Source organism: Pseudomonas sp. Pseusp18 (genome assembly GCF_059506005.1).
Map to the genome: position 1 here is coordinate 6672629 of NZ_CP169240.1, position 14838 is coordinate 6687466.

General features: G+C 58.8%; 12 protein-coding genes. 7 read left to right on the plus strand and 5 right to left on the minus strand.

Going from position 1 to position 14838, the window contains the following annotated elements:
- Positions 1 to 33 precede the first annotated feature (33 nt).
- From dnaN to gyrB, 3 genes are read left to right on the plus strand one after another with little or no spacing between them, the layout of a single operon-like run.
- The gene (dnaN, locus tag ACEN9A_RS30225) at positions 34 to 1137 is read left to right on the plus strand and encodes a DNA polymerase III subunit beta (protein WP_007903001.1); all 1104 of its coding nucleotides are present in this window, start codon (positions 34 to 36) and stop codon (positions 1135 to 1137) included.
- Positions 1138 to 1157: 20 nt separating this feature from the next.
- Positions 1158 to 2261, plus strand: coding sequence for a DNA replication/repair protein RecF (gene recF, locus ACEN9A_RS30230; RefSeq protein ID WP_018927321.1), 1104 nt, complete (start codon positions 1158 to 1160; stop codon positions 2259 to 2261).
- Positions 2262 to 2266: 5 nt separating this feature from the next.
- Entirely contained in the window at positions 2267 to 4684 is a 2418-nt protein-coding gene (gene gyrB, locus ACEN9A_RS30235; RefSeq protein ID WP_007934319.1) for a DNA topoisomerase (ATP-hydrolyzing) subunit B, read from the plus strand.
- Positions 4685 to 4763: 79 nt separating this feature from the next.
- Here gyrB and ACEN9A_RS30240 read toward each other — a convergent pair whose 3' ends face one another.
- Entirely contained in the window at positions 4764 to 5483 is a 720-nt protein-coding gene (locus ACEN9A_RS30240; RefSeq protein WP_258671785.1) for a response regulator transcription factor, read from the minus strand.
- A gap of 236 nt (positions 5484 to 5719) precedes the next feature.
- Between ACEN9A_RS30240 and ACEN9A_RS30245 the strand changes: the two genes are divergently transcribed.
- The 3 genes from ACEN9A_RS30245 to ACEN9A_RS30255 all read left to right on the plus strand — a co-directional run bounded on the left by ACEN9A_RS30245 (position 5720) and on the right by ACEN9A_RS30255 (position 9583).
- Complete coding sequence (locus ACEN9A_RS30245) at positions 5720 to 5923, plus strand: hypothetical protein (protein WP_172901216.1); 204 nt, start codon at positions 5720 to 5722, stop codon at positions 5921 to 5923.
- Between the two features lie 342 nt (positions 5924 to 6265).
- A complete protein-coding gene (locus ACEN9A_RS30250; protein ID WP_408981100.1) occupies positions 6266 to 7252 on the plus strand; it encodes a FecR family protein in 987 nt (328 codons plus the stop codon).
- An 18-nt stretch (positions 7253 to 7270) separates the two neighbouring features.
- Positions 7271 to 9583 (plus strand): CHASE2 domain-containing protein, encoded by a 2313-nt coding sequence (locus ACEN9A_RS30255; RefSeq protein ID WP_258671787.1) that lies wholly within the window; start codon positions 7271 to 7273, stop codon positions 9581 to 9583.
- A gap of 182 nt (positions 9584 to 9765) precedes the next feature.
- Here the strand turns inward: ACEN9A_RS30255 and ACEN9A_RS30260 are convergent, their stop codons facing one another.
- The 4 genes from ACEN9A_RS30260 to glyQ form a co-directional block, all read right to left on the minus strand.
- Positions 9766 to 10545: a lysophospholipid acyltransferase family protein gene (locus ACEN9A_RS30260; RefSeq protein ID WP_258671788.1), complete on the minus strand. Its 780-nt coding sequence runs from the start codon at positions 10543 to 10545 to the stop codon at positions 9766 to 9768.
- An 81-nt stretch (positions 10546 to 10626) separates the two neighbouring features.
- Positions 10627 to 11166, minus strand: coding sequence for a D-glycero-beta-D-manno-heptose 1,7-bisphosphate 7-phosphatase (gene gmhB, locus ACEN9A_RS30265; RefSeq protein ID WP_177324973.1), 540 nt, complete (start codon positions 11164 to 11166; stop codon positions 10627 to 10629).
- 4 nt (positions 11167 to 11170) lie between these two features.
- Complete coding sequence (gene glyS, locus ACEN9A_RS30270; protein WP_258671789.1) at positions 11171 to 13225, minus strand: glycine--tRNA ligase subunit beta; 2055 nt, start codon at positions 13223 to 13225, stop codon at positions 11171 to 11173.
- Positions 13222 to 14175, minus strand: a complete 954-nt coding sequence (gene glyQ / locus ACEN9A_RS30275; protein WP_003213601.1) for a glycine--tRNA ligase subunit alpha — start codon at positions 14173 to 14175, stop codon at positions 13222 to 13224. The genes glyS and glyQ overlap by 4 nt, the downstream gene beginning before the upstream one ends.
- A gap of 81 nt (positions 14176 to 14256) precedes the next feature.
- Here glyQ and tag point away from each other — a divergent pair, with 81 nt between their 5' ends.
- Complete coding sequence (gene tag, locus ACEN9A_RS30280; RefSeq protein WP_019651237.1) at positions 14257 to 14814, plus strand: DNA-3-methyladenine glycosylase I; 558 nt, start codon at positions 14257 to 14259, stop codon at positions 14812 to 14814.
- Positions 14815 to 14838 lie beyond the last annotated feature (24 nt).

Genomic DNA, 14838 nt, shown 5'->3' on the forward strand with positions numbered 1-14838 from the left:
CCAGCGCAGCTTATTAAGGCAAGGGACTAGACCATGCATTTCACCATTCAACGCGAAGCCCTGTTGAAACCCCTGCAACTGGTCGCAGGCGTCGTCGAGCGCCGACAGACCTTGCCGGTGCTTTCCAACGTGCTGCTGGTTGTCGAAGGCCAGCAACTGTCGCTGACCGGTACCGACCTGGAAGTCGAGCTGGTCGGTCGTGTGCAACTCGAAGAGCCTGCAGACCCGGGTTCCATCACTGTGCCTGCGCGCAAGCTGATGGACATCTGCAAGAGCTTGCCGAACGATGCGCTGATCGACATCAAGGTCGACGAGCAGAAGCTTGTGGTGAAGGCCGGCCGTAGCCGCTTCACCCTGTCGACCCTGCCGGCCAATGACTTCCCGACGGTGGAAGAAGGCCCGGGTTCGCTGACCTGCAGCCTGGAGCAAAGCAAACTGCGTCGCCTGATCGAACGCACCAGCTTCGCCATGGCGCAGCAGGACGTGCGTTACTACCTCAACGGCATGCTGCTGGAAGTCTCGGCCGGGATCATCCGCGCCGTGGCGACCGACGGTCACCGTCTGGCCATGTGCTCGATGCAGGCCGATATCGGTCAGCCGGATCGTCATCAGGTCATCGTGCCACGCAAAGGTATTCTGGAACTGGCGCGTCTGCTGACCGAACCGGACGGCAACGTCAGCATCGTGCTGGGCCAGCACCACATCCGTGCTACCACCGGCGAGTTCACCTTCACCTCGAAACTGGTCGACGGTAAATTCCCTGACTACGAGCGTGTTCTGCCTAAAGGTGGCGACAAGCTGGTACTCGGCGATCGCCAGGCCCTGCGTGAAGCGTTCAGCCGTACCGCGATTCTGTCCAACGAGAAGTACCGCGGCATCCGTCTGCAGCTGGCCAACGGTCAGCTGAAGATCCAGGCGAACAACCCGGAGCAAGAGGAAGCGGAAGAAGAAGTGGGCGTTGAGTACAACGGCGGCTCTCTGGAAATCGGCTTCAACGTGAGCTATCTGCTCGACGTATTGGGCGTGATGACCACCGAGCAGGTTCGCCTGATCCTGTCCGACTCCAACAGCAGTGCGCTGGTGCAAGAGTCCGACAACGACGACTCGGCTTACGTTGTCATGCCGATGCGTCTGTAATCATGCTCAGCAGAAGCTAGATGTCCTTAAGTCGCGTCTCGGTCACCGCGGTGCGCAATCTGCACCCGGTGACCTTCTCCCCCTCCCCCCGAATCAACATTCTTTACGGCGCCAACGGCAGCGGCAAAACCAGTGTTCTGGAAGCCATTCATCTGCTGGGGCTTGCCCGTTCGTTTCGTAGCACCCGCCTGTTGCCGGTTATTCAGTACGAACAATTGGCGTGCACAGTATTTGGCCAGGTCGAATTGGCCGAGGGTGGGCACAGCGCATTGGGGATATCTCGCGATCGTCAGGGAGAGTTCCAGATCCGTATCGACGGGCAGAACGCCCGTAGTGCGGCACAACTGGCGGAGATCCTGCCGCTGCAGTTGATCAACCCGGACAGCTTCCGCCTGCTGGAAGGCGCGCCGAAGATTCGCCGGCAGTTTCTCGACTGGGGTGTGTTCCACGTGGAACCGCGATTCATGTCTACGTGGCAGCGCTTGCAGAAGGCCTTGCGCCAGAGAAACTCTTGGCTGCGGCATGGTACACTTGACGCCGTTTCGCAAGCGGTTTGGGACAGGGAACTGTGCCAGGCCAGCGATGAAATAGATGAATACCGCCGCGCTTACATCAAAGCCTTGAAACCAGTCTTTGAACAGACCTTGAGCGAACTGGTTGAGCTTGAGGGCTTGACGCTCAGCTATTACCGAGGCTGGGACAAAGACCGTGAGTTGAGTGCAGTGCTCGCTGGATCCCTTCAGCGGGATCAGCAAATGGGTCATACCCAGGCCGGACCACAACGGGCTGATTTGCGTCTCCGATTAGGCGCACATAACGCCGCGGATATTTTGTCCCGTGGTCAGCAGAAGTTGGTGGTCTGTGCATTGCGGATTGCCCAAGGGCACTTGGTCAGCCAGGCCCGACGCGGCCAGTGTATTTATCTGGTGGATGACTTGCCGTCCGAACTGGACGAGCACCACCGTCGCGCGCTTTGCCGCTTGCTGGAAGACTTACGCTGCCAGGTTTTTATCACCTGTGTAGATCACGAATTATTGAGGGAAGGCTGGCAGACGGAAACGCCAGTCGCTTTGTTCCACGTGGAACAGGGCCGTATCACCCAGACCCACGACCATCGGGAGTGAAGGCATTGAGCGAAGAAAATACGTACGACTCAACGAGCATTAAAGTGCTGAAAGGCCTGGATGCCGTACGCAAACGTCCCGGTATGTACATTGGTGACACCGACGATGGCAGCGGTCTGCACCACATGGTGTTCGAGGTGGTCGATAACTCGATCGACGAAGCTTTGGCCGGCCACTGCGACGACATCAGCATCATCATCCACCCGGATGAATCCATCACTGTTCGCGACAACGGTCGTGGCATCCCGGTAGACGTGCATAAAGAAGAAGGCGTTTCGGCGGCCGAGGTCATCATGACCGTGCTGCACGCCGGCGGTAAGTTCGACGACAACTCCTACAAGGTTTCCGGTGGTCTGCACGGTGTAGGTGTATCGGTGGTTAACGCCCTGTCCGAAGAACTGGTCCTGACCGTTCGCCGCAGCGGCAAGATCTGGGAACAGACCTACGTCCACGGTGTTCCGCAAGAACCGATGAAAATCGTTGGCGACAGCGAATCCACCGGTACCCAGATTCACTTCAAGCCTTCGGCTGACACCTTCAAGAACATCCACTTCAGCTGGGACATCCTGGCCAAGCGGATTCGCGAACTGTCCTTCCTCAACTCTGGTGTCGGCATCGTCCTCAAGGACGAGCGCAGCGGCAAGGAAGAGTTGTTCAAGTACGAAGGTGGTCTGCGTGCATTCGTTGAATACCTGAACACCAACAAGACTGCGGTCAACCAGGTGTTCCACTTCAACATCCAGCGTGAAGACGGCATCGGCGTGGAAATCGCCCTGCAGTGGAACGACAGCTTCAACGAGAACCTGTTGTGCTTCACCAACAACATTCCACAGCGCGATGGCGGTACTCACCTGGTGGGTTTCCGTTCGGCACTGACGCGTAACCTGAACACCTACATCGAAGCTGAAGGCCTGGCGAAGAAGCACAAAGTCGCCACCACCGGTGACGATGCCCGCGAAGGCCTGACGGCGATCATTTCGGTGAAAGTGCCGGATCCGAAGTTCAGCTCCCAGACTAAAGACAAGCTGGTGTCTTCCGAAGTGAAGACCGCGGTCGAACAGGAAATGGGCAAGTACTTCTCCGACTTCCTGCTGGAAAACCCGAACGAAGCCAAGCTGGTCGTCGGCAAGATGATCGACGCGGCGCGTGCTCGTGAAGCGGCGCGTAAAGCCCGTGAGATGACCCGTCGTAAAGGCGCGCTGGACATCGCCGGCCTGCCGGGCAAACTGGCGGACTGCCAGGAAAAAGACCCTGCCCTTTCCGAACTGTACCTCGTGGAAGGTGACTCTGCTGGCGGCTCCGCCAAGCAGGGACGTAACCGCAAGACCCAGGCCATCTTGCCATTGAAGGGCAAGATCCTGAACGTCGAGAAGGCGCGCTTCGACAAGATGATCTCTTCGCAAGAAGTGGGCACCTTGATCACCGCGCTAGGCTGCGGCATCGGTCGCGACGAGTACAACATCGACAAGCTGCGTTATCACAACATCATCATCATGACCGATGCTGACGTCGACGGTTCGCACATCCGTACCCTGCTGCTGACCTTCTTCTTCCGTCAGCTGCCGGAGCTGATCGAGCGTGGCTACATCTACATCGCTCAGCCGCCGCTGTACAAAGTGAAGAAAGGCAAGCAAGAGCAATACATCAAAGACGACGACGCCATGGAAGAGTACATGACGCAGTCGGCCCTGGAAGATGCGAGCCTGCACCTGAACGAAGAAGCCCCGGGTATCTCCGGTGAAGCTCTCGAGCGTCTGGTGAATGACTTCCGTCTGGTGATGAAGACCCTCAAGCGCCTGTCGCGCCTGTACCCGCAGGAACTGACCGAGCACTTCATCTACCTGCCAGCCGTGAGCATGGAGCAACTGTCCGATCACGCAGCGATGCAGGATTGGCTGGCTCAGTACGAAGTTCGCCTGCGCACCGTCGAGAAGTCCGGCCTGGTCTACAAGGCCAGCCTGCGCGAAGACCGTGAACGTAACGTCTGGCTGCCAGAGGTCGAACTGATCTCCCACGGCCTGTCGAACTACGTCACCTTCAACCGCGACTTCTTCGGCAGCAACGATTACAAGACCGTCGTTTCCCTGGGCGCTCAACTGAGCACCCTGTTGGACGATGGCGCTTATATCCAGCGTGGCGAACGCAAGAAAGCCGTCACCGAATTCAAGGAAGCCCTGGAATGGTTGATGGCCGAAAGCACCAAGCGTCATACCATCCAGCGATACAAAGGTCTGGGTGAGATGAACCCTGATCAGCTGTGGGAAACCACCATGGATCCGGGCTCGCGCCGCATGCTCAAAGTGACCATCGAAGACGCCATCGGCGCCGACCAGATCTTCAACACCCTGATGGGTGATGCGGTCGAACCTCGCCGTGACTTCATCGAAAGCAACGCCCTGGCGGTGTCCAACCTGGACTTCTGATCCCGCAGGACCGCTACAACGAAAAAGGCCAACGCTAAGCGTTGGCCTTTTTTATTGATCGAAGGAATGTAACAGCTGTTCACTCGCTGGCAGTCGCTACGCTCTCAAGCCGATACCCATACCCGTAAATCGTCAGCAGTTGCCAACCGCGATCAGCCGTCAGCCCCAGTTTGTTGCGCAGGCGATAAATATGAGTATCCAGGGGCCGGGAGGACACGATTTCTTCATGGGTCCAAAAGCGCTCATACAAGTATTCACGGGATAAAGGTCGACCCAGATTGGCGAACAGGCAGCGGGCGAGACGGTATTCCCGTTCGGTCAGGCTGATGGGGGTGGAGGCACGGGTGACAGTGAGTTCGGCGTCGTCGAATTCGAGGTCATTGAATGTGAGTACTTCGGTAGCTGCCGCGCGTTGCAGTCCATGCCGACGAAGCACGGCGCTCACCCGAGCCATCAGCTCGTTAGGACGAAACGGTTTGCTCACGTAATCGTCGGCTCCGGCGTTCAAGGCCTGGACGATATCGCTTTCGGTATCGCGACTGGTGAGCATGATCGCGGCCGGTGGTGAGTCCATGTGTTCCCGGGTCCAGCGCAACAACGACAGACCGCTGATGTCGGGCAATTGCCAGTCGAGGATCAGCAGATCGAAAGTTTCCCGGCGAAGTTGCCGTAACAGGTCCTCTCCCCGCTCGAAACTGTGCAACGTCCACGTCTGCTCCCCCGTGACGGGGATCTGTCGCAGTGTCTGTTCCACCCGGCGGAGTTCGGCGGGTTCGTCATCCAGTATTGCGACACGCATGCCGAGTGCTTCCTTCATCTCGTAAGTGCAACGGTTAAGAAAATCCCTGCGGGAGTTTAGGCTGATTGATTGAATCTGAACAATTGTGGCGAATTGCTGTGAACTTCCCAAGTGTGGATACGCTGATATCACTTAGCCGGTAGGCGATGAATTGTCGGCAGAATGCTCCAGAGGGACTGTGGGAAAAAATGCGTCTAAAGATTATCTTTAACGGGTTTACAAGATTAACAGCGTTGATGTTGGCCGCGGGTCTCGGATTGGGATGCACCACGGTCCAGTCAATATCAGTCATCGAGCAGAATGTTGCACCGCGTTACTTCGGCCCGGCAGAGACGAACACGGTGATGGGCGACTCGCCAGGCTTTGCCCCGGTGCACTCCGCACAGGTGGAAGCCGCCCAGCTCGACATTCGCTCGGCGCAACAACGTTGGGTGTTTTAGGCGCCTTCAGTCAATTCTGAACAAATATTGAGAATGACCGCGCAAGGTCGCTTATGCCGGTAAATTCTTTTTCGCTGAGCGGCACAGGGGCATTGGGATGTGCTCCGACGCAGGGAGCGTCAATGCCAAACTGCAGGACCGTCGATCGCCGGTTTTCGGCGGGTCTGCAGTTCAGGGGAAAAACACATGGAGTGCCTGCTCGGTTCCGACACAGGGATGTGTCATCTCATTTCCTTTGCGCCCATGGCTATCTGCCAGAGCATCCGGTCAGGTATCGTGCGTCAGCGCGGGCGTTTCCCGGCATGATTTGTATAAGAGCATAAAAGCCAATCCATGAACCTCATGACCTTATTGCTCCCACGCCGTTCTGGCGTTTGTCTTTTACTGGTTGCCGGGTTGATGGAATTGTTCACCCAGAGTGCATCGGCGGCTGCCGCCTCGGCAAAACGTCTGCCTTATATCGATGATAATCAACAATGTCGCGGCCAACCGCTGCCCGCGACTGTCGAGCACCTGACCGGCGAAGCCTGGAAGCTGGATGCCAAAGGTAAACAGACGCCACTGCAGGAAGGCATGCCGATCGACGAGCAGGAAGGCATCAAGACCTCGCCCTCGGCGTTTGTCAGCCTTTCCCTGGGCGATGGCTCGCGGGTAGTGCTGCCCTCCAGCTCCCACATCACGCTGCACCTCAATGAAGAACATTCGATCCCTCAGGTTATCCTCGAGCAGGGCCAGGTCGAGTCGTATGTGATCAAGCGTGCCAGCGACCATGATCGTTTTCAGATCGTCACGCCGGTCGGTGTACTGGGCGTACGGGGTACGCACTTCCGAGTGCGCAACGATGATGGTGGCCAGGCATTACTGGAAGTGCTGAACGGGCAAGTGGCGGTCAATCGTGATGAGGAACTGTCGCGCCCCCGCTCTGCCCGCTCCACTGCCAAACGGACTCAGGGCCCTGAGGATGATGAAGTCCAGGTCATGGCCCGTCAGGGTTTGCGTATTCAGAAACAAGGCACGTTGACACCAATCGACTTGTTACCCGCGCCGCGTTTGTTGGGGCAAGCCGGTCAAACGGGTAATGTGCCTGTCTGGCAATTGATCATGAAGCCCATCGAAGGCGCCACGCGTTATCGGGCGCAAGTGGCCACCGACGCGGCCTTTCTGGACATCAAGCAAGAGCAGTTCTCCAGCACGCCCGAGGTCAAATTCAGCGGGCTGAAAGCGTTGTTCTACCATGTTCGCCTGTCGGCGTATGACGCTCAGGGGTTAGAAGGAGAGACCGGGGTGTATGACATTTTCTATTACCCCAGGACCACGCGTGTCCAATAGCGCCCTGGCCGACGACCGATGAAGGGCCGCCCAAGGAAGGATGGTCGCGAGCCGACCCAGGCTCAGCGGCTGTTTCGGCGAATGGTCCGCGAGTGGCTGTGGGTCAGCCTGATCCTGTTGCCGTTGACGGCAGTGCTGTCCATGACCCATGGCCTGGTCTTGAGCAATCTGCTGTACGACAACCTGCGTCGGCTGAGCCCGCTGCCGGTGGACCCACGAATACTCATCGTCACGATCGATGACTATAGCTTGCAGCAGCTAGGCAAATGGCCTTGGTCGCGGGCCATGCACGCGCAGTTGCTTGATCGGCTAGGCGCTGCGAACGCCAAAGGCATTCTGTTCGACGTGATTTTCAGCGAGCCCGATAGCCATCCCGGCAACGATCAGCTTCTGGCCCAGGCGGCCTGCCGTGCCGGAAATGTCTTCGTGCCGTTGCTGCGTGAAGGCGTGGCGCGTTATGGACAGCCTTTGGGGGAAATTGAACCGGTGGCGCCACTGAGCCATTGCGTCAAAGGCATCGGGCACATCAATGCCCAAGCGGATGCCGACGGGATCGTGCGCAGTGTGTACTTAAGCGAAGGACCGGCACAACAAACACGCGCGCAACTGGCCTGGCTGCTGTACGAACAGACCCTTGCCGACAAGGTAAATGTACCGATGCCCGGGACCCCGGCCCTGCCGTCGACGCAAGGCTGGCAGCGAGCCCACAAAATACGGATTCCTTTCATCCGTTCCGATGCGGGTTTTCCCAGTGTGCCCTACGTCAGCGTCTTGCGCGGTGAAGTCCCGCCCGAATTGCTGCGCGATCGCTTGATCCTGATCGGCTCCACCGCTCCAGGTTTGGGGGACCGTTACGTGACACCGCAATCGGCGAGCATGGGCACCACCCCGGGCATCGAAATTCAGGCAAATATCCTCAATGGGTTGCTGCAACAGCGCAACATTGTGGCTCTCGATGAACGTTTGGCGGCGTTGTTATCGGTGGTGATTGTCGGTGAGTTGCTGGGCCTGATGTTGGTGCGTCCGCGTCGCGCGTTATGGCTGACCCTGGGGGCAATGGCGGTCGCGCTGCTGGGTTCGAGCCTGCTGTTACGTCTTGGCTGGTGGTGGTCACCGGCCGCGAGTCTGCTGGGTATGCTGTTGGGTTACCTGATCTGGAATTGGCGAAGGCTGAATGCGGTGCTCGCCTATTTCGGCTGGGAACTGGCGCGTCTGGACAGCGAGCCGAAAGTTTTTCCCGAACGCCGCCGTACCCCGGCCCCGGCTGGCGATGTGCTGCAAGGGCAAATCGTCGCGCTGGAACAGGCCATGAGCCGGACACGTGACACCCGGCGTTTCATTGCCGATGGCCTTGAGTACTTGCCGGTGGCGACGCTGATCAGCGATCCGAACGGGCGCATTCTGTTGGCCAACCGTAAGGCTCGGGAGATATTTTCCAGCAGCCTGGTGGGCGAGGAGATGCTCGAGCAACTGAGCGAGTTGGGTTACCCGGTGCCGTCCGATGGAACGCTGCTGGCGTTGTCGACCCTGGAGCTGCTGGAGTTTCGTGACACTCAGGCACGCAGCCTGCGGCTGGACCTGGCGCCGCTGTTGCCGGCCGAGGGCGACTCGGTGATTGGCTGGTTACTGAGCCTCACTGACTTGAGCGTCGAACGGGACGCCGAGGAGCAGCGGGCCGTGTTGCTGCGTTTTCTGTCTCATGACCTGAGGGCCCCCCACTCGGCGATTCTGGCTTTGCTCGACGTTCAGCGGCATCAGGTGTCTGGCGACACTCAAGTGTTCAGTCAGATCGAGTTGCAAGTGCGCAAGGCGCTGAACCTGACCGAGGCCTTTGTGCAGTTGGCAAAGGCTGAATCCGAGGCCTATCAGTTTCAGCCGAGTATGTTCGCGATGTTGCTGCTCGATACCTTCGACCAGGCCTCGAGCATCGCTCATCTGAAGAACATTCAGTTGCTGCATGACCTCGACGAAGATGCTGAAGCGCTGGTCCTGGCCGATCAGTCGTTACTGACACGGGCACTGTTCAACCTGCTGGAAAACGCCATCAAGTACAGTCCGGCGGGTTCGCGGATCACCGTGCGGGTGAGTTGTACCGAGGGTTGGTTAACGTGCGAGATCGCCGACCAGGGCCGAGGGATTGCCGTCGAAGAGCTTCCCGAGCTGTTCAGTCAGTATCGACGCTTTGCATCGGCTCACGGCAGTGACGGCCTAGGGTTGGGGTTGTCCATGGTCAAGGCGGTGGTGGATCGTCACGGCGGGCGGATTTCCTGTCATAGCGTGGTAGGACAAGGCACGACGTTCAGTGTCCAGCTACCCCTTTTGAGCGAGTGAGCCTGATCATTTTTACAGGCATAAAAAAACCGGCTATATCAGCCGGTTTTTTTACGTCCGAAAAAAACTTATGCACGTTTTCCGAAGTTTTATTTGCTTAAGAAATATGTATAAAAATCAAAAGCTTAAAAACTAAATACAGCGATTTTCAACGAAACGGTACACAGGTTATCCACAGAACTTCAGACAGTCACTTGGTCGGTCGCACTCGGTGCTGCCGGGGCTGCTGGCAGCGAACCCATTTCGCGCTGCATCTGTTCGTTCCAGGCCTGCACCCGGTCATTCAGGTCGGCGATGGCCCGTGGCCCGCTACCCTCGGCGTACATCGGCGCGCCGATGATCACGGTGATCACGCCCTGCTTTTTGGACCAACCGGTTTTTGGCCAGAACTTGCCGGCATTGTGTGCAATTGGCAGCACGGGCAATGACGCATTTACGGCCAACGCGGTGCCGCCTCGGGAGAACTTGCCGATGGTGCCGTAGGGAACGCGAGTCCCCTCCGGGAAAATCAGCACCCAGACATTGTCCTTGAGCAGTTCATCGCCCTTCTTCGCTACATGCTTGAGCGCGGCTTTCGGGTTGTCACGGTCGATGGCGATCGGCCGCAGCATGGCCATGGCCCAGCCGAAGAACGGCACGTAGAGCAGTTCGCGCTTGAGCACCTGGCTCAACGGTTCGAAGTAGGCCGAGAGAAAGAACGTCTCCCAGGTGCTCTGGTGGTTCGACTGAATCACGCAGGGCTGTTCAGGCACATTCTCGGCGCCCTTCACTTCGTATCGAATACCCAGAAAGACTTTGCTCAGCCACAAGGCGCAGCGGCACCAATACACGTTGATAAAGCGATAACGCGCCTTGAACGGCAGAAACGGCGCGATAAAAAAGCTCAGGGTGCACCAGAGCAACGAACTGGTGCCCAGCAGCAGGTAAAAGAGGAAAGTTCTGATGGCCTGCAGTATCGACATGGCGACATTTACCGTTGCGGGCACTGCCCGCCTATTCAAGCGCACTCCCGATCAGTCCTTGGCCAGGATGTCAGAAGAGCCTTAGTTGTGGATAAGTTCTGCGGCAATCGCCGCCAGATCGTCAAAAATCAAGGTGCCTGCCGGTAGGGTCTTGCCCTGAGTCTTTTCGCCTTTCCCGGTCTTTACCAAAACTGGCTGACAGTCGACGGCTTTGGCGGCCTCCAGGTCACCGAGAGTATCGCCGACGAACCATAGATTCGTCAGCGAAACGTTGTAATGTGCGGCGATGGTTTTCAACATCCCGGGTTTTGGCTTGCGGCAATCGCAGCCATCGTCTGGCCCGTGCGGGCAATAGACGATCAGCCCGACTTCGCCGCCCTGCTCCGCCACCAACTCGCGCAAGCGAGCATGCATGGCCTCCAGGGTGGCGATGTCGTAATAGCCGCGAGCGATGCCCGACTGGTTGGTGGCGACCGCCACCGTCCAGCCGGCCTTGCTCAACTGCGCGATCGCTTCGATCGAACCGGGGAGTGGAATCCACTCCTCCACCGACTTGATGTACGCGTCGGAGTCGTAATTGATCACCCCGTCCCGATCGAGAATCAGCAGTTTCAACAGCAGCTCCTCAGCCCAGCAACGAAATATCGGCGACGCCGAGGAACAACCCACGCAGACGCGCCAGCAGCGCATAGCGGTTGGCTCGCACCTTGGCGTCTTCGGCGTTGACCATCACCGCTTCGAAGAACGCATCCACCGGTTCGCGCAATGCGGCCAGACGCGCCAGCGATTCGCTGTACTGACGGGCAGCGGCCATTGGCTGCACAGCCTGGTCCGCCTGCTGGATCGCCGAATACAGCGAGAACTCGTTGGCGTTGTCGAAGTACTTGGCTTCAACGACCGTCGGCACGGAGCCTTCGACCTTGCTCAGCAGGTTCGACACGCGCTTGTTCACGGCGGCCAGAGCAGCGGCTTCCGGCAATTTGCGGAACGCTTCTACCGCTTGTACGCGCTGGTCGAAGTCCAGGGCCGAACCCGGCTTCAGGGCACGTACCGACAGGTAGGTTGCGACATCCACGCCTTCGTCTTCGTAACGGGCACGCAGACGGTCGAAGATGAACTCCAGCACGGCGTCATTAAGGCCGGCAGCCTTGACCTTGGCGCCGAACGCATTCACGGCGAAGGCCACGGCGTCGTTCAGGTCGAGGTCGAGCTTCTTGTCGATCAGGATCCGCAACACACCCAGCGCGGCACGGCGCAGGGCATACGGGTCTTTGCTACCGGTCGGCAGCATGCCGATACCGAAAATGCCTACCAGGGTGTCGAGCTTGTCGGCGATGGCCACGGCCGCACCGGTCAGGGTGGTCGGCAGTTCAGCGCCGGCACCGCGCGGCATGTACTGCTCGTTCAGCGCCAGGGCGACATCTTCCGGCTCGCCGTCATTGAGGGCGTAGTAGTAACCGGCGACACCTTGCATCTCCGGGAACTCACCGACCATTTCGGTCGCCAGGTCGCACTTGGACAGCAGACCGGCACGCGCCGCCCAGGAAGCGTTACCGCCGATGCGAGCGGCAATGTAGGCCGCCAGTTTCGACACGCGCTCGGCTTTGTCGTAGACGCTGCCGAGTTTTTCCTGGAACACCACGTTCTGCAGACGCAGATTGAACTCTTCGAGTTTTTGCTTCTTGTCTTGCTTGAAGAAGAACTCGGCGTCGGTCAGGCGTGGGCGAACCACTTTCTCGTTACCGGCGATGATCTGCTGTGGATCCTTGCTTTCGATGTTGGCCACGGTAATGAAACGAGGCAGCAACTTGCCGTCGGCATCCAGCAGGCAGAAGTACTTCTGGTTGTCCTGCATGGTGGTGATCAGCGCTTCTTGCGGCACGTCGAGGAAACGTTCTTCGAACGAGCACACCAGCGGCACCGGCCATTCAACCAGCGCGGTCACTTCGTCGAGCAAGGCTTGCGGAACGATCGCCGTACCTTCCTGCATGGTCGCCAGTTCATCGGTGCGCTTGCTGATCAGCTCGCGACGCTCGTTGGCATCGGCCAGTACATAAGCAGCACGCAGATCGTTCAGGTAGTTGGCCGGCGAGGTGATACGCACGCTTTCAGGGTGGTGGAAGCGGTGACCACGGGAGTCGCGGCCGGCCTTCTGGGCGAGGATGGTGCAATCGATGACGTGGTCACCGAGCAGCATCACCAACCATTGGGTCGGACGAACGAATTCTTCCTTGCGAGCACCCCAGCGCATGCGTTTGGGGATCGGCAGGTCGTTCAGGGAGTCTTCGACGATGGTCGGCATCAGGCTCGCGGTCGGCTTGCCGGCGATGCTTTGGCTGTAGCGCAGCTTCGGGCCGCTCTGATCGATTTCGCTCAGCTCGACGCCGCACTTCTTGGCGAAGCCCAGGGCTGCTTGAGTCGGGTTGCCTTCGGCATCGAACGCAGCCTGACGTGGCGGGCCGTCGAGGTTGATGCTGCGATCCGGCTGCTGGGTCGCCAGCGCGGTGATCAGCACGGCCAGACGACGCGGCGCGGCGTAGACGGTTTTGCTCTCGTAGCTCAGGCCAGCGGCTTGCAGGCCTTTGTCGATACCGGCCAGGAATGCTTCGGCCAGGGTGTTCAGGGCTTTGGGTGGCAGTTCTTCGGTGCCCAGTTCAACCAGAAAATCTTGAGCACTCATTGTGCAGCCTCCAGCTTGGCCAGTACTTCATCACGCAGGTCCGGGGTCGCCATCGGGAAGCCGAGCTTGGCGCGAGCCAGCAGATAGGCTTGCGCGACGGAACGCGCCAGGGTGCGTACACGCAGAATGTATTGCTGGCGCGCGGTCACCGAGATCGCCCGGCGCGCATCCAGCAGGTTGAAGGTGTGGGAAGCCTTCAACACCATTTCATAGCTCGGCAACGGCAGCGGCTGGTCGAGTTCGATCAGGCGCTTGGCTTCGCTTTCATAGAAGTCGAACAGTTCGAACAGCTTCTCGACGTTGGCGTGTTCGAAGTTGTAGGTCGACTGCTCCACTTCGTTCTGGTGGAACACGTCGCCGTAGGTCACCTTGCCGAACGGACCGTCAGCCCAGACCAGGTCGTAGACCGAGTCCACGCCTTGCAGGTACATGGCCAGACGCTCCAGACCGTAAGTGATCTCCCCGGTCACCGGGTAGCACTCGATGCCGCCCGCTTGCTGGAAGTAAGTGAACTGCGTCACTTCCATGCCGTTGAGCCAGACTTCCCAGCCCAGACCCCAGGCGCCCAGCGTTGGCGACTCCCAGTTGTCTTCGACGAAACGGATGTCATGCACCAGCGGGTCCAGACCCACGTGCTTGAGGGAGCCCAGGTACAGTTCCTGGAAGTTGTCCGGGTTCGGCTTCAGCACTACCTGGAACTGATAGTAGTGCTGCAGACGGTTCGGGTTTTCACCGTAGCGGCCGTCAGTCGGGCGACGACTGGGCTGCACATAAGCGGCGTTCCAGGTTTCCGGGCCGATGGCGCGCAGGAACGTGGCAGTGTGGAAAGTGCCGGCGCCTACTTCCATATCGTAGGGCTGAAGTACCACACAACCTTGCTCGGCCCAGTATTGCTGGAGGGCGAGGATCAAGTCTTGGAAGGTACGCACGGCTGGCGTAGGCTGGCTCACGAAATTCACCTGTTTCTTGGGCTGCGATTTAAAGAGCGGGAGTATACCCGATTCGGTCCTGCGCACGCCCCCTGGAGCCTTATGCCACGCTGCTTTTGGTGTACCGAAGATCCGCTGTACATGGCTTATCACGATCAGGAGTGGGGCACGCCGCTACGCGATGCGCAGGGATTGTTCGAGTTGCTTTTGCTCGAAGGGTTCCAGGCCGGGCTTTCCTGGATCACTGTATTGCGCAAGCGAGAGCGTTATCGCGAGGTGCTGTTCGGCTTCGACGTGCAGCGCGTGGCGCAGATGAGCGATGCGGAAATCGATGAACTGATGCTCGATCCGGGGATCATCCGCAATCGCCTGAAACTCAACGCAGCCCGGCGCAATGCCCAGGCCTGGCTGGAGCTGGAAGACCCGGTGGCGTTTCTCTGGTCGTTCGTCGGCGGCACGCCGGTGATCAATCATTTCAAGGATCGCAGTGAAGTGCCGGCGGTGACACCGGCCGCCATCGAGATGAGCAAAGGCCTGAAAAAAGCCGGCTTCACGTTCGTCGGCCCGACCATTTGTTACGCGCTGATGCAGGCTTCGGGCATGGTCATGGATCACACCCGTGATTGCGATCGCTACGCCACGTTGGCGAACGGCGGTTAGAATAGTCGCCTCGCGCACAGCACA